Origin of the sequence: Diaphorobacter ruginosibacter (assembly GCF_014395975.1) — a bacterium.
Classification (GTDB): domain Bacteria; phylum Pseudomonadota; class Gammaproteobacteria; order Burkholderiales; family Burkholderiaceae_C; genus Diaphorobacter_A; species Diaphorobacter_A ruginosibacter.
This window is the reverse complement of sequence record NZ_CP060714.1, coordinates 2,980,442-3,000,921: the sequence shown is the minus strand read 5'-3', so window position 1 is coordinate 3,000,921 and position 20,480 is coordinate 2,980,442. Positions and strand designations below refer to the sequence as shown.

Genomic DNA, 20,480 nt, shown 5'->3' with positions numbered 1-20,480 from the left:
CCCGATGATTCAGGCGGAGCCCGCGGATTTCTCCTTGAGCCCCAGTTTCTGCGCCAGCTTGTGGAGATTGCTGGCATCCATGTCCAGCGCCCGCGCGGCGCGTGCCCAGTTGCCGTCGTGGAGGCGCAGGGCGCGCTCGATGGCCTGGCGCTGGCACGACAGGACGGACTCTCGCAGCGGCCGCATATCGCTCGCAGCAGGGAGCGGCTCCGGGTGGGGGGACGTCTCTTGCGCAGGGATGCGTGGGGCGTCGAGGTCGAGCAGGCCTGCATCGAGCGTCACGATGTCGCTGCGCGCGGCACCCCGGCTGAGCGCCTTGAGGGCCGCCCGGCTGATCACGTGTTCGAGCTCCCGCACGTTGCCCGGCCAGTCATAGCTGTGCAGGGCTTCGTCGGCTGCGGGGGACAGCCGCAGGCTGCGCAGACCGAGGCGTGCCCGGTTCTGTTCAAGGAAGCGCCCGGCCAGCAGCAGCACGTCGTGTCCGCGTTCTCGCAGCGGCGGAATCGGTACGGGATAGACCGAGAGGCGGTGATACAGGTCGGCACGAAAGCTGCCTTCGCGCACGAGGTCACGCAAATTGCGGTTGGTGGCGGCAATCACCCGCACGTCCACCTTGCGGGGACGGTCGGCACCAAGGCGCTGGATCTCGCCGTTCTGCAGGGTGCGCAGCAGCTTGGCCTGGATCGACAGCGGCAACTCGCCCACCTCATCGAGAAACAACGTTCCTCCTTGCGCCGCCTCAATCCGTCCGGCGCGATCGCTCACGGCTCCCGAAAAGGCACCGCGCACATGGCCGAACAGCTCGCTTTCCGCGAGTGACTCGGGCAGGGCAGCGCAGTTCACGTGCACCAGCGGCCGGGCCCCGCGCCGGGACAGCCGGTGCAGCCGATGGGCGAACATTTCCTTGCCGACGCCGGTTTCCCCCAGCAGCAGGACGGGCAGCTCGGTGTCCGCGACCACCCGCATCTCATGCAACAACTGCGAGATGGCTTCGCTCTGGCCAATGATGTCCCCGTCTTCGCGAACCAGGGGGCCGACCGCCTCCGGGGTGCTCGATTGCTGCTGCGTGGTGCGTAGCGCCATCTCCAGCCAGGACATCCGTACCGACGCCTCGATCAGCGGCAGCAACTGCGCCAGCTCCCGCTGCGCCGCAGCGTCGAAGGTGCCCACGGTGAGCGCATCCAGCGTCAGCACGCCAAAGCGCTGGCCCACGTGATCGAGCGCGATGCCCATGCAGTCGTGCACATGCAGGGGTTCGCCCGGATGGTCGATCACCAGCCCATCGTAGGGATCGGGCAGGCCGCTGTCATGGTGAAAGCAGGTGACTTCGCGACGTTGCAGGATCGCGGCAAGGCGCGGGTGTTCCTTGATCGCGAAGCGCCGCCCGAGGGCATCCCTGGCAAGCCCATCGATAGCCAGGGGTTTGAGCAGTTCGCCATCTGCCTCCAGCCGGAGCAACGCCACCGCACCACATTGGAAGTGCAGTCGAAGCGTCTCCACCAGCCGCTGCAGGCGCACGGCCATGGGCAATTCGGTCGCGAGATCGGTGAGCAGCAGGGTGTCGATGGATTCCATGGTTAAAACTACTGTTGAATGGTTGTATTTACCATTATTTTGAATGGTAAATATTACCTTTATTTTTATAAATTATTGAATTGAAAAGGTTTATTTCTGGCCTGACGCTTGCTGTAGGAAAAGCGACAAGGTTTTCGTCGTTTCCACAGGAGCACTCTCATGACTTATCTGGATCAATCCCTCGGCCAACTGGCCCGCCGCATTCCCGGCGCCACTCGGGTGTTCGATCAGTACCAGCTCGATTTCTGTTGCGCGGGCAACCGCACCTTGCGCACGGCAGCAGGTGCTGCAGGCATCCCGCCAGAGCCCATCGTCGCCGAGCTGCAGGCGCTGCAATTGCGCGCAGAGGAAAGCAGCGAGCGCGACTGGGGTGCAGCCACCGACAAGGAACTGGTGGCGCATCTGCTGGGTCGTTACCACGCAGTGCATCGAGAGCAATTGCCTGAGCTCATTCGCCTGGCACGCCGTGTGGAACAGGTGCATGGTGACCGCGAGACCTGCCCGCATGGGTTGGCGGACCATCTCACGGTGATGGCCCATGAACTCGAAAGCCACATGCAGAAGGAAGAGCTTGTGCTGTTCCCCCTGATCCTCCGGCAGCAGGGAGCGCTGGCGGGCATGCCGATCGAGCTGATGCGCCAGGAGCACGAGGGCCACGGCGCCGAACTGCGCCGCCTGGCCGAACTGACGAACAACATCACCGCCCCGCGCGACGCCTGCACCACATGGCGTGCGCTGTACCAGGGGCTGCGGGCCTTCCGCGACGACCTGATGGCGCACATCCATACCGAGAACAACATCCTGTTCGAGCGCTTCGCTCCGGCGCAGGTTCATTGACCCCGGAGCGTTCGAAGGCTCTGACGACATTCTTCAAGGAATACGCATCATGGGACAGTACAGAAAACACTGGTTCACACTGATCGGCCTGTGCATCGTGATGTTCTCGCTGCTGGGCTATCTCGGCATGGACATCTACCGCAGCGCACCGCCGATTCCCGCGCAGGTGAGCTCCGCAAACGGCCAGGAGCTGTTCGGCAAGGAGGACATCCTGGATGGGCAGACGGCCTGGCAGTCGGTCGGCGGAATGCAATTGGGATCGATCTGGGGCCATGGCGCCTACCAGGCGCCGGACTGGACGGCAGACTGGCTGCATCGCGAACTTTCCGCGTGGCTGGATCTGGCGGCCGCCGAGCAGCATGGCAAGCCTTTTGCCGATCTGACGGAGGGGCAGAGGGGGGCCTTGCGTGCCGAACTGCAGGCCGAGTATCGGGGCAATGGCGTGGACGCAGGCGGCAGGCTGGTGGTGAGCGAGCGCCGCGCGAAGGCCATGGAACAGACTGCGGGCTACTACAAGTCGCTGTTTTCCGACGAACCTGCATTCAGGAAGAGTCGCGAGAGTTTCGCCATGAAGGAGAACACGCTGCCGAGCGCAGAGCGCCGCGAGCAGCTGACGCATTTCTTCTTCTGGACCGCGTGGGCCGCAGCCACCGAGCGACCGGGCAGCCACGTCACTTACACCAACAACTGGCCCCACGAGCCGCTGATCGGCAATGTACCCAGCAGCGAGAACGTGGTCTGGTCGATCATCAGCGTGGTGGTTCTGCTGGCTGGAGTGGGGTTTCTGATCTGTGGCTGGTCGTTCCTGCGGCGGCAGGATGCCCCCGAGACCGACGCTCCAAAGCAGGATCCTCTGACGCTCGCGGCGCTCACGCCTTCGCAGCGTGCGCTTGGCAAGTACCTGTTTCTCGTGGTGGCGCTGTTCGTGTTCCAGGTGATGCTCGGCGGCTTCACGGCGCATTACACGATTGAAGGCCAGAAGTTCTACGGCATCGACGTGTCGCAGTGGTTCCCTTACGCGCTCACGCGCACCTGGCATATCCAGAGCGCGCTGTTCTGGATCGCCACCGGCTTTCTCGCTGTGGGCCTGTTCCTCGCTCCGGTCATCCATGGTGGCAAGGACCCCCGGTTCCAGAAACTGGGTGTCGATGTGCTGTTCTGGGCGCTGGTGTTCGTCTGTGTGGGATCGTTCGTTGGCAACTATTTCGCGATCGCGCAGAAGATGCCTCGCGAGTGGAGCTTCTGGCTGGGCCACCAGGGTTATGAATACGTGGACCTGGGCCGTCTCTGGCAGATTCTCAAATGGGTCGGCATTCTGCTGTGGCTGGTGCTGATGCTGCGTGGCGTGCTGCCCGCGCTGCTGGCTCGCAACAAGGAAGACAAGAATCTGCTGGCCTTGCTGACCTGCTCCGTGGGCGCCATCGGCCTGTTCTATGGTGCCGGCCTGTTCTACGGCGAGCGCACCAGCCTGTCGGTGATGGAGTACTGGCGCTGGTGGGTTGTGCACCTGTGGGTGGAGGGCTTCTTCGAAGTGTTCGCCACCACCGCGCTGGCCTTCGTGTTCAGCAGCCTTGGCCTGGTCTCGCGCAGCATGGCGACTTCGGCCAGCCTGGCGTCGGCATCGCTGTTCCTGCTGGGCGGGATTCCCGGCACGTTCCACCATCTGTACTTTGCCGGAACGACCACGCCCGTCATGGCGGTGGGTGCGGCATTCAGCGCGCTGGAGGTGGTGCCGCTCATCGTGCTGGGACACGAGGCGTGGGAGAACTGGCGGCTGCGCGATCGTGCCCCCTGGATGGCTCAACTGAAGTGGCCGCTTGCATGTTTCGTCGCTGTGGCGTTCTGGAACATGCTGGGTGCTGGCGTCTTCGGCTTCATGATCAATCCGCCGATCTCGCTGTATTACGTGCAGGGCTTGAACACCACGCCAGTGCATGCGCATGCGGCGCTGTTCGGCGTCTATGGCTTCCTGGCGCTGGGCTTCACGCTGATGGTGTTGCACTACGTGCGCCCACAGTTTGTGTTCAACGAAGCGCTCATGAAGACCGCATTCTGGGGGCTGAACGGTGGCCTCGTGCTGATGATCGCCGCCAGCCTGCTGCCGGTGGGGCTGATCCAGTTCCACGCCAGCGTGAGCCATGGCCTGTGGTGGGCGCGCAGCGAAGAGTTCATGCAGCAGCCCATGCTGGTCACACTGCGCTGGATCCGCACCGTCGGCGACGTTGTTTTCATCGTCGGAGCGGTCGCGATGGCATGGCAGGTGGTTTGGGGCCTGGCCTATGGCAAGGGCCGTGCAAGCGAGTCGCGCTGGCAGCCGCGCGAGGCGTGATGCGGCGAGTCTGCGCGGATCAGGGTGCCTGCAGCAGCAGGCGAAGTCCCGATGCACGCGGGCTCGTCCTGATCGCGGGGCTCACGATGTCGCCCGCCTCGGGCAGAGCCTCGCCGCTGCGCGACAGGCGAGCCTGTAGCGTGAGGCGCGTCTGTTGCGTGAATGCGAACGAGGGATCGAGCAACTGGGCCGCGCCAATGCGAAAGGAAGTTGGCAGTGGCGTGGCGGATAGCCGCAGCACGGCCACGGGTGGCGCGTGGTTCTCTGCGCGCACCACCACGTAAACCTTGGCTGTGGAGGGCAGGGGCGATGCCTCCAGGCCATTCTGGAAGCGCAATTCGCCCTCCAACGCAAGGTCGGGTGCCGCGGGCGTGGCTGTGGTGTCGGGACTCGATGTCGCTGAAGGAGCCTGTCCCAGGTTCTCGAGGGTCAGCAGGTCGTCCTGTACACGCAAGGCCATGTCGGAGCCGGGTTCCAGTTGCGCAAGCAGCAGCTTCCAATGCTGCCGCGCGACCGTGATGTCGCCTCGTCGCGCCGCAGCGGTCCCCGCGAGTGCCAGGGCCTTGGGTTGCCTCGGGTCGAGCAGCAGCGCTTGCGTAATCGCTGCGCCTGCAGGCCCCTCCAGCTCACCTCCCCGGGCTGATGCCAACACATCGGCCCGGTCGGCATGCAGCCGTGCTTGCACCGCGGGTTCTAGATCACGGCGCCCGGCTTCCTTCAGTGCCTCGCCATAGGCGCGGGCGGCATCGTCAAAGCGCTCGAGGGTGTCATACGAACGCGCCAGCATGATCCATCCATCGAGGTTCTGCGGCTCGGCCCGGAGCCGGGCCGCGAGGCTCTCTATCATGGCCTGGATCTGCGCTCCATTGACCTCGCCGGCGCTCTCTCCATGGGCCCCCGCGGCAGTCTGCGCGAGCTGCGCGGCCGCGCGTGGGTCGCCCACCTGCTTGTACAGTGCGAGCGAGAGGACGGGCAGCAGCAGCGCAAGCACAAGGGCACTGGCGCGATGCAGCCAGGGGTTGCGCTGCCACGAACCTGCCATGCGATGACGATCGAGCTCCTGTAGCAGGCGGCGGTGCAGCTCGTCAACGGCCTGGACATGTTCTGCATTGCCGAGATTGCCACGTATATGTTCCTGCCCCAGCTCGGCCAGTTGGCCCCGGTACAGGGTACGCAAGCTTGCTTCGTCCTTTCCCAGGATCGGCGGCGTGCCTTCCTTGAGCAGCGGTGCAAGCAGCACCGCGAGGCTCAGCAGCAGCATGGCGACGACGCCAAACCAGAGCCAGTACATCGTGGTCATGACCGATGGTCCTCCTGGCCGGCTTCCAGCCATTGTTGAGCGCGCTTTCGCTCTTCGGATGTCAGCGTGTCCGATGGCGTCCCGGGCAGGTTCCTGCGCAGTACCCACAGTCCACCCAGCGCGATCAGGAAAGGAGAAAGCCACAGCAGCCACGTGGAGGGCTTCCATGGCGGGTTGTAGCGCACGAACGCCCCGTAGCGCTGCTCGAAGAAGGCAACGACCTGCTCGTCCGTGCTGCCCTTGGAAAGCTGCTCACGGATCTGCTGGCGCATGTCCTGTGCGATGGGGGCGCGCGACTCCGCAACAGTTTGATTCTGGCAGACCACGCAGCGCAGTTGGCTGGCCAGGGAGGCCTCGCGCTCGTCAAGAGACGGTCGCGCCATCACGCCTGCGGCGGGCACCAGCATGGCCGCTGTGACCAGCAACAGCGGGCCGGCCAGGCGGCACAGGCGTCGCAGACGGGAAAGGAGGGACAGAAGGGAGCGCGTTTTGGAGCAGGTCATCGCAGTGCCTTGATGGCGGGCATCAGCTTGTCCCGCCAGATCTCGGGAGTGACCGGCCCCAGGTGGCGCATGCGCACGATGCCCCGGGCATCGATGACGAAGGTCTCGGGCACGCCCTGGATGCCGAAGTCGAGCCCCACGCGGCCGTCGATGTCTATCGCGGAGGACACATAGGGGTTGCCGGCGACGCGTAGCAGAGCCAGGGCCTTTTCCGGCTGATCCTTGTAGTTGAGCCCGTAGACCGGCACGCCATCGCGCTGCGACATGGCCTGCAACGTCGGCAGTTCCTGGCGACAGGGCGCACACCACGAGGCCCAGACGTTGAGCAGCCAGATCTGGCCCTGCATGTCCTTGAGCATCAGGCGGCGGCCGGGCGGATCCAGCTGACCCAGGATCGGGCGATCGATTTCCGGAGCAGGCTGTTCGAGCAACGCCGACGGCAGGTTGCGAGGGTCTCGCTGCAGGCCCATGCCCAGCATTGCGGCAAGTGCCAGGAAGATGGCGAGTGGAATGGCAAAGCGCATCATGCCATCCTCTCCGGGGCTGGCGACACCGATGAAGGCGCCAAGACGGAATCGCTGGCCGATGCCGCCGAACGCCCCGCGTGCAACCGAAAGCGCCGGTCGAACAGGCTCAGCAGCGCCCCCAGTGCCATCATCAGGGCGCCGACCCAGATCCAGTCCATGAACGGCTTGACCTGCAGGCGAATGGTCCAGCGCAATCCCTGTTCGTCGAGCGCTTCGCCCAGTGCAATGAAGACGTCGCGCGACAGGCGGCTGTCGATGGCTGCCTGGCTGAGAGGCATCTGTTGTGCGCGGAAGAGTCGTTTCTCGGGGAACATCTTCCATTCGTCCCGATCACCATGGCGCACGGTGAACTGCGCACGCTGGGCATCGTAATTGGGGCCGCTCACGGACGCGAGGCCGTCGAAGCGGAACTCATAGCCGCCCAGTGACGCCGTCTCGCCCTGCGCGATGCTGGTCTCGGACTTGCGCTCCAGCCCGTCGGCCAGGCACACCGCGAGTATGAAGATACCGATGCCAGCGTGGGCTGCGAGCATCCCCCACCAGCCCATGGGCTGGCGCAGCGCGCGTTGCCAGCCCAGGCCCTGCCGGAAGGCTGGCGCCAATCGCCCTGCGAGATGCCCCAGGGTGCTGAGCAGGCACCACAGCCCGAGCGTGAGCCCGAGCCAGGTTGCCGGCGAGATGCGCGGGCCGATGCGGCCGCTTGCGAGCACCAGTAGCGTGGACACTACGCCGGTCCAGAGTGCCGCCATGCGGAGTTGCCGCCACAGGTCGCCAGCCGCGCTTTTCTTCCAGCGGGCTACGGCTCCCACGCCCATGAAGGCCAGCGTCGGCACCATCAAAGGCAGGAACACGGCCTGGAAGTAGGGTGGGCCGACGGAGATTTTCTCGCTGCGCAGCACGTCAAGCGCCAGCGGATACAGCGTGCCGATCAGTACGGCCATGGCCGCTGCGCTGAACATCACGTTGTTGAGCAGCAGAAAGGCTTCGCGCGACAGCAGCGAAAAGCTGCCGCTGCCCTGGCCGAGCTGCGGCGCACGCCATGCGAACAGCCACAGCGAGCTCCCCACCACGGCGATGATGAAGCACAGGATGTAAAGACCACGGCCCGGATCCACGGCGAATGCGTGCACCGAAGTGAGCACGCCCGAGCGCACGAGAAACGTTCCCATCAGGCTGAGCGAGAAGGCTCCAATCGCCAGCAAGGCAGACCAGCTGCGGAACGCGCCGCGATGGTCGGTCACGATCAGCGAGTGCAGCAGCGCAGTACCCAGCAGCCACGGCATGAACGATGCGTTCTCCACCGGGTCCCAGAACCACCAGCCACCCCAGCCGAGCACGTAATAGGCCCAGGCGCTTCCCAGCAGGATGCCCAGCGTGAGAAAGCCCCAGGCGGCCAGCGTCCATGAACGCGACCAGCGTGCCCAGGCTGCTCCCATCTCGCCTGAAAGCAGGGCTGCCATGGCGAAGGCGAAGGGCACGGAAAAGCCGACGTACCCCATATAGAGCAGGGGCGGGTGCAGCACCATGCCTGGATCCTGCAGCAGGGGATTCAGGTCCTTTCCTTCTGCTGCGGCAGGAACCAGGCGCAGGAACGGATTCGACAGGAACAGCAGGAACAGCAGCAGCCCCACGCTGATCCAGCCCAGGACGGCCAGTACGCGCGCGCGGTATTCGGGTGTAAGAGCACGGCTGCGCCAGGCGACTGCCAGGGTCCATCCCGAGAGCATCAGTTGCCACAGCAGCATGGAGCCTTCATGGCTGCCCCACACGGCGGTGAGCTTGTAGATGGCGGGAAGCTCACGGTGAGAGTTGGCGGCCACGTAGAGCACCGAGAAGTCATCCCTCCAGAAGCTGAACGCCAGCAAACCGGCGGCAGCGGCGCACAGAGCACACAGCAGCGTTGCTGCAGGCCGTGCCAGATTCACCCAGGGTGTGATCTTCCAGTGGGCTCCCGCAAGCGGCAAGGTGGCGAGCACCACGGAGACGAGCAGCGCCAGTACGAGCGCAAAGGCGCCGAGTTCTGCGCTCATGGATTTGTCCCCGGCGTGCCTGCGGCGGGGATCTTTGCCGCCTGTTCGAGCGCGTGTGCCGCCTCGGGGGGCATGTAGTTCTCATCGTGCTTGGCGAGCACCTCGCTCGCGCGGAACTGGCCTGTGCCGTGCAGTCTGCCAGAGACGACCACGCCCTTGCCCTCTTTGAACAGATCGGGCAGCAGGCCCTGGTAGGCCACCGGCACGCGCTGCACCTGGTCGGTCACGATGAAGTTCACCTGCATGCCGTCGGGGCTGCGTCGCAGTGAGCCTTGTTCCACCAGACCACCCAGGCGGAACGCTGCATCGCGAGGCACCTCGCCAGCCTGTACCTGGCTGGGGCTGTAGAAGAACATGACGTTTGAATTGAGCGCCCGCAGCACCAGGGTGATGGCGGTGCCCGCCAGCAGCAATCCCAGCAGGACCCAGATCAATCGACGTTGACGGGGCTTCATAGCGGATCCTCGGTGTGCAAGGACTTGCGGCTTCGACGAGCCGCCAGATACAGGGCGAGCACTTCGATGGCGAGGAGCAGCGCACTCACGCCATAGCCCAGTGCGATGTAGAAGGCATGCTTGTGCATCACAGAATCTCCTCGTGGACGCGTTGCTCGATCAGGCCGCGTGCACGTACCAGCACCACCGCGAGCGTGTATGCCCAGCAAGCCAGGGCCATGGTCAGCATGCCTGCGAGCATGGTGTGCGTCATGCTCGGTGCAGCATCCATGCGAATGCTCGCGCCCTGGTGCAGCGTGCTCCACCATTGCACGGAAAAATAGATGATGGGGACGTTGATTGCGCCCGCCAGAAGCAGAATGGAGCCTGCCGTGTCGGCGCGCCTGGTGTCCTCGATGGCCGAGACCAGGCCCAGGTAGCCCACATAAAGAAACAACAGGATCAGCTCCGAGGTGAGCCGGGCATCCCAGACCCACCAGGCACCCCAGGTTGGTTTGCCCCACACCGAACCGGTCCACAGCGCGAGCAAGGTGAACATGGCGCCCGTGGGCGCGAGCGCCCGCGCAAGGATGGGGGACAGGCGGGTGCGGTAGATGAGCCCCAGCGCGGCGTGCGCGGCGGCCGTCACGTAGATGAACATCGACATCCAGGCGGCGGGAACATGCAGGAAGATCAGGCGATACACCTCGCCTTGCTGGTGGTCGGTGGGTGCGACGAAGAATCCGATCCACAGGCCCGCAGCCGCCAGCACGCAGGCCGCAACGGCGAACCGCGGCCACAGCGTGCCGGCCCAATCGTGAAAGACGGGCGGGGAGAGCAACTGGCGCCAGCGTCTGCGGGGCGAGCGCGTTCCGGCCTCGGGTGGTGCGGTGTCGGGGCTCAATAGCTTCATATCACTCGTTATCTCTCGGCATTACTCAAGAGCCAGCCGCAGCGCGGCGGCAATCGCCCAAGGGCAGGCCAGAATGGTCAGGCACAGCAGCGCGCCAAGCAGGCTGAGGGAGGGTGCGGCACCGAGACCCTGTGCGGCTCTTGCGACAGCGTCGCTGCCAAAGACGAGAACGGGAATGCACAGCGGCATCACGACCAGGACGAGCAGCAACTGTCCCTTGAGACCCAGCGTCAGCGCGGCCCCGAGCGCCGCCAGCAGGCACAGGCTGGGCGTTCCGAGCAGCAGCGACGCGAGCATGACGGCCATCACGTTATCGGCCAGGCCATACTGCCAACCGAGCAGCGGGGTGACTAGCAGCAGTGGGGCGGCGGTCAGCAGCCAGTGGCTCAGGGTCTTCAGCCCGGCCAGCAGCGGCAGCGGGGCGGACGAGAGGCGCCACTGTTCGAGCGTGCCGTCCGCGAGATCGGGCTCGAACAGCCGGTGCTGCCCCAGCAGGATGGACAGCAACGCGGCCACCCAGATCACACCGGGTGCGATCCGGTGCAGCAGGTCGACGTCAGGTCCCACCGCCAATGGGAACAAGCTGCCCACGAGCACGAAAAAGAACAGGGCGCCGAGCGCATCGCCCGGCCGACGAAGTGCAAGGCGAAATTCGCGCGCGCATACGGCCATCAGCACGACGAGCCTCCGTGTTCTCCGTTCGGGGCAGCGGTTGCGACTGCGTCTGCAGTGGCGGACAGGTCGAGCACGGGGCCCGAGAGTGATGGGATGTCCCTGTGGGTCGCGACGATGGCCATGCCCGCACGCGCCGCATGAGCGGTGAGCGCGCCAGCCAGCCACTGCAATCCCAGATCGTCGAGTGCGCTGTCGGGTTCGTCCAGAAGCCATAGCTGCCTGCCGGACAGCAGCACGCGCGCCAGGCCCAGGCGGCGACGCTGGCCTTGTGAGCACTTGCCGAAGGCAAGCCCGGCGGCCTGCAGCACGCCAAGCGCGCCCAGGACCTCGCGCACGCGTTCCACCTGCCAGGGCATGCCCGCAAGCGTCAGCAGATAGTGAAGGTTCTCGATGCCGGTCAGCGCATCATTCATCGCCGGATGGTGGCTCAGGTACGCCAGTTGAGACTGGTAGGGCGCGGCCGTGGGAAGGAGTGTGCGGCCGCACCAGCGCAGTTCACCTGCACGCATCGGCAGAAGACCGGCCAAGGTGCGCAGCAGTGTGCTCTTGCCCGAGCCATTGCTGCCGCGCAGCGTCAGCACGGTGCCGCCATGCAGGTCGATATGCCGATTGCGAAAAAGAACCCGGCCTCCCCGCAGGCAGCCCAGATTGCTCACCTGCAGGCGGGAGTTCGCTGGATAGTCAGGCTCCATGTGGCGATCACGGACCCGCTTTGGCCTCGGGTACCTGCTGGCCCGGGGTGTCGCTGGGGCCCTGGCCCGGCGGAATGTGAGGCAGGCGGTGGGCAATGCCTTTGTGGCAGTCGATGCAGGTCTTCTCCTTGTTGGCGAGGTAGGTGGAGTGCATGTTCTGCGCTCGCTGGCTCTGGCGAGTGAAGTCCATCGAGTCATAGTTGTGGCAGTTGCGGCATTCCAGCGAATCATTCGCCTTCAGGCGTTCCCACTCATGCTGCGCGAGTTCCAGGCGTTTTTCCTGGAACTTCTCGGGCGTGTCGATGGTGCCGAAGATCTTGCCCCATACCTCCTTGGAGGCCTGCATCTTGCGTGCCATCTTGTCCGTCCAGTTGTGCGGCACGTGACAGTCGGAGCACACCGCGCGAACGCCCGAGCGGTTGGTGTAGTGAATGGTGCTCTTCAGCTCGGCAAATACGTTGTCGCGCATCTCGTGGCAACCGGTGCAGAACTTCTCGGTGTTGGTGAGCTCCATGGCCGTGTTGAATGCGCCCCAGAACAGGACGCCGCCGATGAAACCGCCGATGGTCAGAAACCCCAGACTGAAGTGCAAGCTGGGGCGGCGGATCACCGTCCAATAGCGTTTGATGAGATTCAACATGGCAATGTCTTTGGTTGTGCGTCAGCGCTTGGATTGGTTGCCAGAAGGTGCTCGCTGGGAATTCCGGATCAGCGAATCCACGTCCAGGAACCGGTTTTCCACGATCGGGCGCACCGCATCCTGGGCCACATGGCATTGCATGCAGAAGTAGCGGCGCGTGGACACCTGCCCCAGCATCTGTCCGTCGCGCGTCATGTAGTGCGTGACCGATACGGGCACGGCCTGCGAGATCTCGGCCTTGGCGCGCGCATGGCAGTCCATGCACTTGTTGAAGTTCTTGTCGACCTGGTAGCCGTCCACCCGATGCGGGATGGTGGGCGGCTGCCAGGTGTAGTTGCGGGTACGGCGCACGTCGTCGTTGACGGCATTGCCCAACACGGGCGGCTTGGTCATTTCCATGATGGGTGTCGTACCACGCGCACTGTCGTGGAAGTTCTGGCCTGTGGGCACCGGGTCCGTGGCCCATGCCGCACTGATCGCCAGCATCCACGCCATGCTCAAGAGTCGAATAAGTTGCATGATCCTTTCTCCTTCACGAGACCTTGGTGAGCTTGACGGCGCACTTCTTGTAATCTGTCTGCAGCGATATCGGGTCGGTGGCGTCCAGCGTGACCTTGTTGATCAGCTGGCTCGCATCGAACCACGGCACGTAGACCAGTCCACGGGGCGGTTTGTTGCGTCCGCGTGTTTCCACGCGGGAGCGGATCGCCCCCCGGCGCGAAGCCACCTCTACCTCGCTGCCGCGCCGCATGCCGAGCGCCTTTGCATCCTCGGGGTGCATGTAGCACAGCGCGTTTGGAATGGCCTTGTGCAGTTCGGGCACGCGCTGCGTCATCGAGCCCGAATGCCAGTGCTCCAGCACGCGGCCGGTGGACAGCCAGAATGGATACTCCTTGTCGGGTGACTCGGCTGCGGGTTCGTAGGGCAAGGCGAAGATGATGGCCTTGCCGTCCGGGTTACCGTAGAACTGATAGCCCGTGCCTGCCTTCACGTAGGGGTCGGAGCCTTCACGGTAGCGCCAGCGTGTTTCCTTGCCGTCCACCACAGGCCACCGCAGGCCGCGTACCTTGTGGTATTCGTCGAAGGGCGCCAGATCGTGCCCGTGGCCGCGGCCGAACGAGGCGTATTCCTCGAACAGGCCCTTCTGCACGTAGAAGCCGAAATCCTCAGACTCGTGGTTGCCGTAGGCCTTGTCCATGTCGGCAAGCGAGAACCTGTCGACCTGGCCATTGCGGAACAGCACGTCATACATCGTCTTGCCTCGGTACTGGGGTGCCTTGGCAAGCAGTTCTTCGGTCCAGACCTCTTCCATCTTGAAGCGCTTGGAGAACTCCATGAGCTGCCAGAGGTCGGAGCGCGCATCGCCCGGTGCCGTCACCAGTTGGTGCCAGAAATGCGTGCGCCGCTCGGCATTGCCGTAGGCACCTTCCTTTTCCACCCACATGGCGCTGGGCAGGATGAGGTCCGCCGCCACGGCGGTGACGGTGGGGTAGGCATCCGACACCACGATGAAATTGGCTGGATTGCGATAACCCGGATAGCCCTCCTGTGCCAGATTGGGGCCGGCCTGCATGTTGTTGTTCACCATCACCCAATAGGCGTTGAGCTGACCATCCTTGAGCATGCGGTTCTGCAATACGGCGTGGTAGCCGGGCTTGCCCGGAATGGTGCCCTCGGGCAGCTTCCAGATCTTCTCGGCGGCCTTGCGATGCTCGGGGTTGGTCACCACCATGTCGGCGGGCAGGCGATGCGAGAACGTACCGACCTCGCGCGCCGTGCCGCAGGCCGAGGGCTGGCCGGTCAGCGAGAACGGGCTGTTGCCGGGTGTGGCGATCTTGCCGGTCAGCAGGTGGATGTTGTAGACCATGTTGTTCGCCCACACACCGCGCGTGTGCTGGTTGAATCCCATGGTCCAGAACGACACCACCTTGCGCTTGGGGTCGGCATACAGCTCGGCCAGCGCCTTGAGTCGGTTGGCCGGTACGCCCGACAGCTTGGCTGTGTAGTCCAGCGTATAGGTAGAGACGAACTTGGCGAACTCCTCGTAGGTCATCGGCTTGGCGCCATTCGGGTCGTCGGCGTTCTTGGCAGCCTTCTGCAGCGGATGCTCGGGGCGCAGCCCATAGCCGATGTCCGGATTGCCGAGCTTGAAGTTGACGTGCTTGCTGACGAAATCCTTGTTGATCTTGCCGTTGGTGATGATGTAGTTGGCGATGTAGTTCAGGATCGCCAGATCGGTCTGGGGCTTGAATGTCAGTTCGATGTCGGCCAGTTCGTAGGAGCGGTGCTCGAATGTGGAGAGCACGGCCACCTTCACTCCGGTCGTGCTCAGACGCCGGTCGGTTACGCGGGTCCACAGCACGGGGTGCATCTCCGCCATGTTCGAGCCCCAGAGCACGAAGGTGTCCGTGGCCTCGATGTCGTCGTAGCAGCCCATGGGTTCGTCCATGCCGAAGGTGCGCATGAAGCCGGCCACCGCGGATGCCATGCAGTGGCGTGCATTCGGATCGATGTTGTTGGAGCGAAAGCCCGCCTTGAACAGCTTGGAGGCGGCATACCCTTCCCACACGGTCCATTGGCCCGAGCCGAACATGCCCACGCCGGAGGGGCCCTTGTCCTTGAGCGCCAGCTTGAACTTCTCCGCCATCACGTCGAAGGCCTTGTCCCAGGAAACGCGCTGGAATTCGCCATCCTTGGCGTACTGGCCGTTCTTCATGCGCAGCATCGGCTGTGTGAGGCGGTCGGCACCATACATGATCTTGGAGAGGAAGTAGCCCTTCACGCAGTTCAGGCCGCGGTTCACCTCGGCCTCGGGGTCGCCCTGCGTGGCCACGACACGGTTGTCCTTGACGGCCACCATCACCCCGCAGCCCGTGCCGCAGAAGCGGCAGGGTGCCTTGGACCACTGGAGCGCCGAGTCGGGTGCGCTCGCACCGTCCTGCGCGAGCACCTGGATGGGAATGCCGGCAACGGCACCGGCTGCGGCCGCTGCGGATTGACGTACGAAATCACGTCGGTTGCTGGTCATGGCTTTGCTCCCTGATCAAAAGATTGCCGTGCATCGGCATGTTGGTAAACGAGAGAGGCGTTGATGACGCCAGGAATCTGCTGGATTTGTGCGACCCGCTCCAGGATCACGCCCGCGAGGGGGGCCTCCAGCGTGACCACCAGCTTGCCGCTGGGGTGGCTGCCGTGCAGCTCCAGGCCTTCCACGGCGCACAGTTGGCGCTCCACAGTGGCCAGCTTCTCGGGCACGACATGCACCACCAGGCTGATGATGTGCAGTTCTTCGATATTCATGAAGGGCCTCACGCGTGCGGTGGGCCGGAGAAGAGCATTTGGTAGAACCAGACCAGGAAGCCGTAGGCTGCAATCAGCAGACCTGACAGCACGGGAGCCATCACGATGGTCAGGAACGCAAAGCTGCGGCGCTCTTCTTTTTTTGTGGATGGCTCTGTTGATGGGTGATGCGCAGGCATGACTTGTCCATTTCTCGAGCATTCATTCGTAGGGTGGCCCAGCCTGTTGTCAACACTTTCGTTAATAACGATAGGTTGGGCAGACCGAAAATTACCATGTTGATGAATGTTTTTTATTAGATTTGAACTGAAGTCGCCAATTGATTGATTTAAATCAATTGCTGGTGCCAAGGCGCGGCAGGGGAACGATTTTTATATTAGCTTCCAAATCAAACAATACCAATTCGCTATCGGGCATGTTTGAAAATGAAGGGGGATCCGCCGCAAGGAGACGGCGGGCTTTTGGGCGCAGAGACCGGAGTATCACCCGTTGCGTGGGTGTGAGTTGTCGGATATTCATACGCGTTCTAGAAAATGCATATGAATATTGGTGGCGGAAAATGCGCGAATCAGAAACCAGTGGGTTTCCATTCCTTTTTTTGAGACAGGTATCCGGCGGATGGCACCGCCTGGATTTTCAAGACAGGGTCTCTGTCAGCGCTGCTGCAAAGGCCGCGGGCTGGCCCAGCCACTGGCCGAGTTCGATGCGCTGCAGCGGCTGACCGGGCGCCACTTGCAAGGCCAGCGTGGGAAAGCCCTGGCCACCCGCCATGACGAGCAGCCGCCGGCTCTCTGCGAAGTGCGCTTCGGTGGGGGCACCGGTGAGCGAGGCATAGGCCTGAGCGAAAGCAGCTTCGGGCAAGCCCAGTTCCGCAGCCAATGCCTGCAGCACGGGTGGGTCAGCGATGCGCCGGCCTTCCACGTAGTGCGCCTTCTGCAGGCGTTGCAGCATGGCGAGGCCTTGTCCTGCCACTTGCTCGGCAGCCAGGATGGCTGTGGTGGGGGGCGCGGAGTCAAGCAGCGCGGTCGTGTCGTTCAGCAGGCCTTCGGTGTACCCCGGGCCGAATACCTGGCCCGTCATCTGTTCGATGCGCCGGTCATGCGGCAGCACGTAGCCGCGCCAGTCGGGCGTGATGTGCTTGCGGCGCTCTCCGGTCATCATGCCGCCTCCATGCAGGGCGATCGTCACGCCGGGCAACTGCCCCGCGGCGGCGATCAGCGGTGCCGCCGCATAGCACCAACCACACAGCGGGTCGAAGATGTAGTGCAGCGTGGGGTTCGTCATGGAGGTCATGCCGTTCACTGCGGCCACTTCATTTCACCCTTGACGACCTTGGCGCCCAGTTCCAGGCCACCATCGCCGGGCAGGCCGGGGTACTGCTGCTTCATCGCAGCGACCAGCTCCTGCGAGTTCCTGGCACGGGCGGCGGCACGCTCGAATTGCGACAGGTAGTCGGACGTGAAGCGCACCGATTCCAGGCCCTTTGGCGCCTTGCCGTCCTTGAGCAGGTAGTGGCCCGGCACCACGGTGCGGGGCTGCAGTGCCGTGATGTCGGCGAGCGTCTGCTGCCACTCGGCGCGCGACGCGGGCGTCTGCGTATCGGCCATCCAGACATGCTCGTTGGCGTTGACGACCACGCCGCCCACCACGGCCTTCAGGCTGGGAATCCACACATAGCTGCGGTCGGGTTGCGGACCCTTCAGGCCCTTGATCTCGAGGCGTTTGCCTTCGAGCAGCAGGTGATCGCTGTTGAGCACCTCGGGCACCACGACCTTCCGGGGTGCGTTGTCCTTCAGTTGCGGGCCCCAGAAGGCCAGCTTGCCGTCCTTGGAGGCGTTGATGGCGGCCACGGTCTGCGGCGTGGCGACGATGCGGGCCTGCGGGAATGCCGCCTGCAGGGTGTCCAGTCCGAAGTAGAAGTCCGGGTCGCTGTGGCTGATGTAGATCGTGGTGAGCTTCTTGCCGCTGGCCTTGACCATGTCCACCAGCTTTTGCGCGTCGTTCTTCTGGAACTGGGCATCGATCAGGATGGCCTCGCGCGCACCCGTCACCAACTCCGACGACACCGCGAACATCGACTGGCTGCCCGGGTTGTAGACCTGCAGGTGCAGGGGCGCCGCGGCATGTGCGCTGCCCCAGAGGGTCAACAGGCCCGCAAGGGCGGAAGCGGCGGCGAAGGTGCGGCGTTGCATGGTGTTTTCCTTGAAGAGGGGGTTGTGATCAGTCCGTTATCTTAGGTTGCATAAACTGAATAAAATAGCCGATGAAATGCAATTGATTGTTGCGTAAATCGGATGAGTGAAAGGGATTCCCATGGACCGCATCAGGGCAGCCGAGGTATTTGTGACGGTGGTCGAGCGCGGCAGCATGGCTGCTGCGGCCGAGGTGCTGGACATGTCGCGCGCCATGGTCACCCGTTACCTCGCCGAGATGGAGGCCTGGGCCGGTGCACGGCTGCTGCACCGAACGACGCGGCGCCTGAGCCTCACGGCCGCGGGCGAGGCAACTCTGGCCCGCAGCCAGCAGCTGCTGATGGTGTCGGCGCAGATGCACGGCGCAGCCGACCTGGAGACCGACGAGCCTCGGGGCAGCCTGCGCCTGGCCTGCGCACCCTCGCTGGCGCAGGCCAGCGTGACCGCAGCGGTCGCGCAGTATCTCCAGCGCCATCCGCACACCACGGTGGATCTGCAACTGAGCTACCGGGCGGTCAATCTGGTGGAGGAGCGTATCGACCTTGCGCTGCGCATCACCAGCGAACTGGAAACATCGATGATCGCGCGGCCACTGGCCGTCTGCCAGTCGGTAGTCTGCGCTGCGCCTGCCTACCTGCAGCGCCACGGCACGCCGCGCACGGTGGCCGAACTGTCACAGCACAACTGCCTTGCGTACTCGTACCACGGCCGCAATTGGTGGCGCTTCGAGGCGGAGGCGGGGCAGCCGGCGCAGGCCGTTGCCGTCTCGGGCAACCTGATGGCGGACGACTCGATGGCGCTGCTGCAGGCCGCCTTGCACGGCGCAGGCATCAGCCTGCAGCCGCGCTACAGTGCCGCCCCACACCTGCACAGCGGCGAGTTGGTGGAGCTGCTGCCGCAGCAGATCCCGCAGGACCTGTCCGTGTACGGCGTCTACCTCTCGCGCGACCGTCAGCCCGCCACCCTGCGCACGATGCTGGACTTCCTGGTGCGCTGGTTCCAGACCGATGGAGAGTGGCTGGCCGCGCAGAGGCGTCAGCCAGGCTCTGCCTGAGTTTGGCCGCCCGTTCAAGCCAGGCCGGCGATCACTTTCGCCAGCGCGGACATGCCCTGCCTGATCTGCTCGGTCGTCAGGCTGGCATACCCCAGGATCAGCCCGGCGGGACGCGGGCGGGCACGCGCGGCGCTACGTGCGAACAAGGGGGCGACCGGATAGACGCCCACGCCCGCATCGCGCGCGGAGGCCACCAGCACGGCTTCGCTCCTCGCTTCCAGGAACGGGAGCCACAGCACCACATGCAACCCGGCTGCCGTGCCGTCCACACGGGCATTCGCCGGCAGATATTGTTCGACCGCCTCCAGCAACGCCGCCCGGCGGCGCTCGTTTTCGCGGCGCATCCGGCGAACGTGGCGCTCGTAGGCTCCGTTGTCGATCAGGGTGGCCAGCACCTGCTGGTCCAGCGTTGGTGCGTGGCGGTCCGCCAGCCGCTTGGCCTGGCGGAACACAGGCACCAGCGAGGGCGGCAGCACCAGATAACCCAGCCGCAACTGCGGCGACAAGGCCTTGGAGAAGGTGCCGACGTAGATCACGCGGCCATCGGTATCGACGGACCTCAGCGCATCGATGGGCCTCTGGCCGTACCGGAACTCGCCGTCGTAGTCATCCTCCACGATCCACGCATCATGGCGTCCTGCCCACTGCAGCAGGGCCTGCCGGCGGCTGATCGGCAGCACACCGCCCAGCGGAAACTGGTGCGAAGGAGTCACATAGGCCAGGCGCACGCGCGCGTCCGCGGGCAGGCAGCCCGTGTCGAGGCCGTGCTCATCCACATCGACAGGCAGCAGGCTGGCGCCGGTGGCCTCGAAACTGTGCCGGGCCATGAGATAACCTGGATTCTCGAAGACGAAGGCGTCCCCCGTGTCCAGCAACAGCCGCGCGCACAGGTCGATGGCTTGCTGCGAGCCATGCACCACCAGGATCTGCTCCGTGTCGCATGTGATGCCGCGCGCGCGCCGCAGGTAGCCCTGCAAGGCCCGGCGCAGTTCCGGGTCGCCTTCGGGCGGGGCGTAGCACAGGCTGTGTTGCTGGCGCAGCAGTGCGGCCTGGTAGGCCCGTCGCCAGGCCAGGCTTGGAAAATCCCTTGCCGCCACGGCGCCGTACAGGAAATCGAAACGGGCACGCCGCGCCGACGGAAATGCAGGAATCCCAAGATTCGTGATCCGGCGCCCGTACGCGGACAGGGCGGGGGCCGCAACGGCTGGCTGTTTCGCCGTGGTCTTGCTCGGCCGACTGGCCGCCAGCGGAGCGGCGACGCGCGCGGCGCGACCGGCAGACGTCACCAGGAAACCCTCGGCGGCCAACTGCTCGAAGACGGCGGTGACCGTCGTGCGCGAAACCCCCAGTTCCGCTGCCAGCGCGCGCGTGGACGTGACGCGCGCGCCTGGGCGCAAGGTGCCGTCGCCGATCTGGCTGCGCAACAGATCGTAGATGCGTCGGCCGGAACCCGCCGGTTCGGAAGCGGATTTCTTCATC

The 20,480-nt window shown here is 64.6% G+C and carries 21 protein-coding genes; 3 read left to right on the top strand and 18 right to left on the bottom strand.

The window, feature by feature from the left end:
- Positions 1-9 precede the first annotated feature (9 nt).
- On the bottom strand, positions 10-1,575 hold the full coding sequence (gene norR, locus H9K76_RS13595; protein WP_187595938.1) for a nitric oxide reductase transcriptional regulator NorR: 1,566 nt from the start codon (positions 1,573-1,575) through the stop codon (positions 10-12).
- A 159-nt stretch (positions 1,576-1,734) separates the two neighbouring features.
- Between norR and ytfE the strand changes: the two genes are divergently transcribed.
- Together ytfE and H9K76_RS13585 are read left to right on the top strand one after the other, a co-directional pair.
- Positions 1,735-2,412 carry an iron-sulfur cluster repair protein YtfE gene (gene ytfE, locus H9K76_RS13590; protein ID WP_187595937.1) on the top strand — a complete coding sequence of 226 codons (678 nt, stop codon included), beginning with the start codon at positions 1,735-1,737 and terminating at the stop codon, positions 2,410-2,412.
- A gap of 49 nt (positions 2,413-2,461) precedes the next feature.
- Entirely contained in the window at positions 2,462-4,741 is a 2,280-nt protein-coding gene (locus tag H9K76_RS13585; protein WP_187595936.1) for a nitric-oxide reductase large subunit, read from the top strand.
- A gap of 19 nt (positions 4,742-4,760) precedes the next feature.
- On the opposite strand, the gene ccmI is transcribed toward H9K76_RS13585, so the two are convergent.
- The 16 genes from ccmI to H9K76_RS13505 all read right to left on the bottom strand — a co-directional run bounded on the left by ccmI (position 4,761) and on the right by H9K76_RS13505 (position 17,947).
- On the bottom strand, positions 4,761-6,041 hold the full coding sequence (ccmI, locus tag H9K76_RS13580) for a c-type cytochrome biogenesis protein CcmI (protein ID WP_187595935.1): 1,281 nt from the start codon (positions 6,039-6,041) through the stop codon (positions 4,761-4,763).
- Positions 6,038-6,544, bottom strand: a complete 507-nt coding sequence (locus H9K76_RS13575) for a cytochrome c-type biogenesis protein (RefSeq protein ID WP_187595934.1) — start codon at positions 6,542-6,544, stop codon at positions 6,038-6,040. Before H9K76_RS13575 ends, ccmI begins: the two co-directional genes overlap by 4 nt.
- Positions 6,541-7,071 carry a DsbE family thiol:disulfide interchange protein gene (locus tag H9K76_RS13570; protein WP_187595933.1) on the bottom strand — a complete coding sequence of 177 codons (531 nt, stop codon included), beginning with the start codon at positions 7,069-7,071 and terminating at the stop codon, positions 6,541-6,543. Before H9K76_RS13570 ends, H9K76_RS13575 begins: the two co-directional genes overlap by 4 nt.
- Positions 7,068-9,101 (bottom strand): heme lyase CcmF/NrfE family subunit, encoded by a 2,034-nt coding sequence (locus tag H9K76_RS13565; RefSeq protein WP_187595932.1) that lies wholly within the window; start codon positions 9,099-9,101, stop codon positions 7,068-7,070. Before H9K76_RS13565 ends, H9K76_RS13570 begins: the two co-directional genes overlap by 4 nt.
- Positions 9,098-9,556 (bottom strand): cytochrome c maturation protein CcmE, encoded by a 459-nt coding sequence (ccmE, locus tag H9K76_RS13560; protein ID WP_187595931.1) that lies wholly within the window; start codon positions 9,554-9,556, stop codon positions 9,098-9,100. The genes H9K76_RS13565 and ccmE overlap by 4 nt, the downstream gene beginning before the upstream one ends.
- Positions 9,553-9,684 carry a heme exporter protein CcmD gene (gene ccmD, locus H9K76_RS13555; RefSeq protein ID WP_187595930.1) on the bottom strand — a complete coding sequence of 44 codons (132 nt, stop codon included), beginning with the start codon at positions 9,682-9,684 and terminating at the stop codon, positions 9,553-9,555. The genes ccmE and ccmD overlap by 4 nt, the downstream gene beginning before the upstream one ends.
- Complete coding sequence (gene ccmC / locus H9K76_RS13550; protein ID WP_187595929.1) at positions 9,684-10,448, bottom strand: heme ABC transporter permease CcmC; 765 nt, start codon at positions 10,446-10,448, stop codon at positions 9,684-9,686. Before ccmC ends, ccmD begins: the two co-directional genes overlap by 1 nt.
- Before the next feature lie 21 nt (positions 10,449-10,469).
- Complete coding sequence (gene ccmB, locus H9K76_RS13545) at positions 10,470-11,120, bottom strand: heme exporter protein CcmB (protein ID WP_187600638.1); 651 nt, start codon at positions 11,118-11,120, stop codon at positions 10,470-10,472.
- A complete protein-coding gene (gene ccmA, locus H9K76_RS13540; RefSeq protein WP_187595928.1) occupies positions 11,120-11,815 on the bottom strand; it encodes a heme ABC exporter ATP-binding protein CcmA in 696 nt (231 codons plus the stop codon). Before ccmA ends, ccmB begins: the two co-directional genes overlap by 1 nt.
- A 7-nt stretch (positions 11,816-11,822) precedes the next feature.
- On the bottom strand, positions 11,823-12,455 hold the full coding sequence (locus tag H9K76_RS13535) for a cytochrome c3 family protein (protein ID WP_187595927.1): 633 nt from the start codon (positions 12,453-12,455) through the stop codon (positions 11,823-11,825).
- Between the two features lie 21 nt (positions 12,456-12,476).
- Positions 12,477-12,974: a nitrate reductase cytochrome c-type subunit gene (locus tag H9K76_RS13530; RefSeq protein WP_187595926.1), complete on the bottom strand. Its 498-nt coding sequence runs from the start codon at positions 12,972-12,974 to the stop codon at positions 12,477-12,479.
- A gap of 13 nt (positions 12,975-12,987) precedes the next feature.
- Positions 12,988-15,483, bottom strand: coding sequence for a periplasmic nitrate reductase subunit alpha (napA, locus tag H9K76_RS13525; RefSeq protein ID WP_187595925.1), 2,496 nt, complete (start codon positions 15,481-15,483; stop codon positions 12,988-12,990).
- Positions 15,480-15,755 (bottom strand): chaperone NapD, encoded by a 276-nt coding sequence (locus H9K76_RS13520; RefSeq protein WP_187595924.1) that lies wholly within the window; start codon positions 15,753-15,755, stop codon positions 15,480-15,482. Before H9K76_RS13520 ends, napA begins: the two co-directional genes overlap by 4 nt.
- 8 nt (positions 15,756-15,763) lie before the next feature.
- Entirely contained in the window at positions 15,764-15,934 is a 171-nt protein-coding gene (gene napE / locus H9K76_RS13515) for a periplasmic nitrate reductase, NapE protein (protein WP_187595923.1), read from the bottom strand.
- 457 nt (positions 15,935-16,391) lie between these two features.
- The gene (locus H9K76_RS13510; protein ID WP_223196241.1) at positions 16,392-17,048 is read right to left on the bottom strand and encodes a DsbA family protein; all 657 of its coding nucleotides are present in this window, start codon (positions 17,046-17,048) and stop codon (positions 16,392-16,394) included.
- 5 nt (positions 17,049-17,053) lie between these two features.
- On the bottom strand, positions 17,054-17,947 hold the full coding sequence (locus H9K76_RS13505) for an MBL fold metallo-hydrolase (protein WP_187595922.1): 894 nt from the start codon (positions 17,945-17,947) through the stop codon (positions 17,054-17,056).
- A gap of 121 nt (positions 17,948-18,068) precedes the next feature.
- Between H9K76_RS13505 and H9K76_RS13500 the strand changes: the two genes are divergently transcribed.
- Positions 18,069-19,001 carry a LysR family transcriptional regulator gene (locus H9K76_RS13500; protein ID WP_187595921.1) on the top strand — a complete coding sequence of 311 codons (933 nt, stop codon included), beginning with the start codon at positions 18,069-18,071 and terminating at the stop codon, positions 18,999-19,001.
- A 14-nt stretch (positions 19,002-19,015) separates the two neighbouring features.
- Here H9K76_RS13500 and pdxR read toward each other — a convergent pair whose 3' ends face one another.
- Positions 19,016-20,479: a MocR-like pyridoxine biosynthesis transcription factor PdxR gene (gene pdxR / locus H9K76_RS13495; protein ID WP_187595920.1), complete on the bottom strand. Its 1,464-nt coding sequence runs from the start codon at positions 20,477-20,479 to the stop codon at positions 19,016-19,018.
- Between the last annotated feature and the right edge of the window lies 1 nt (position 20,480).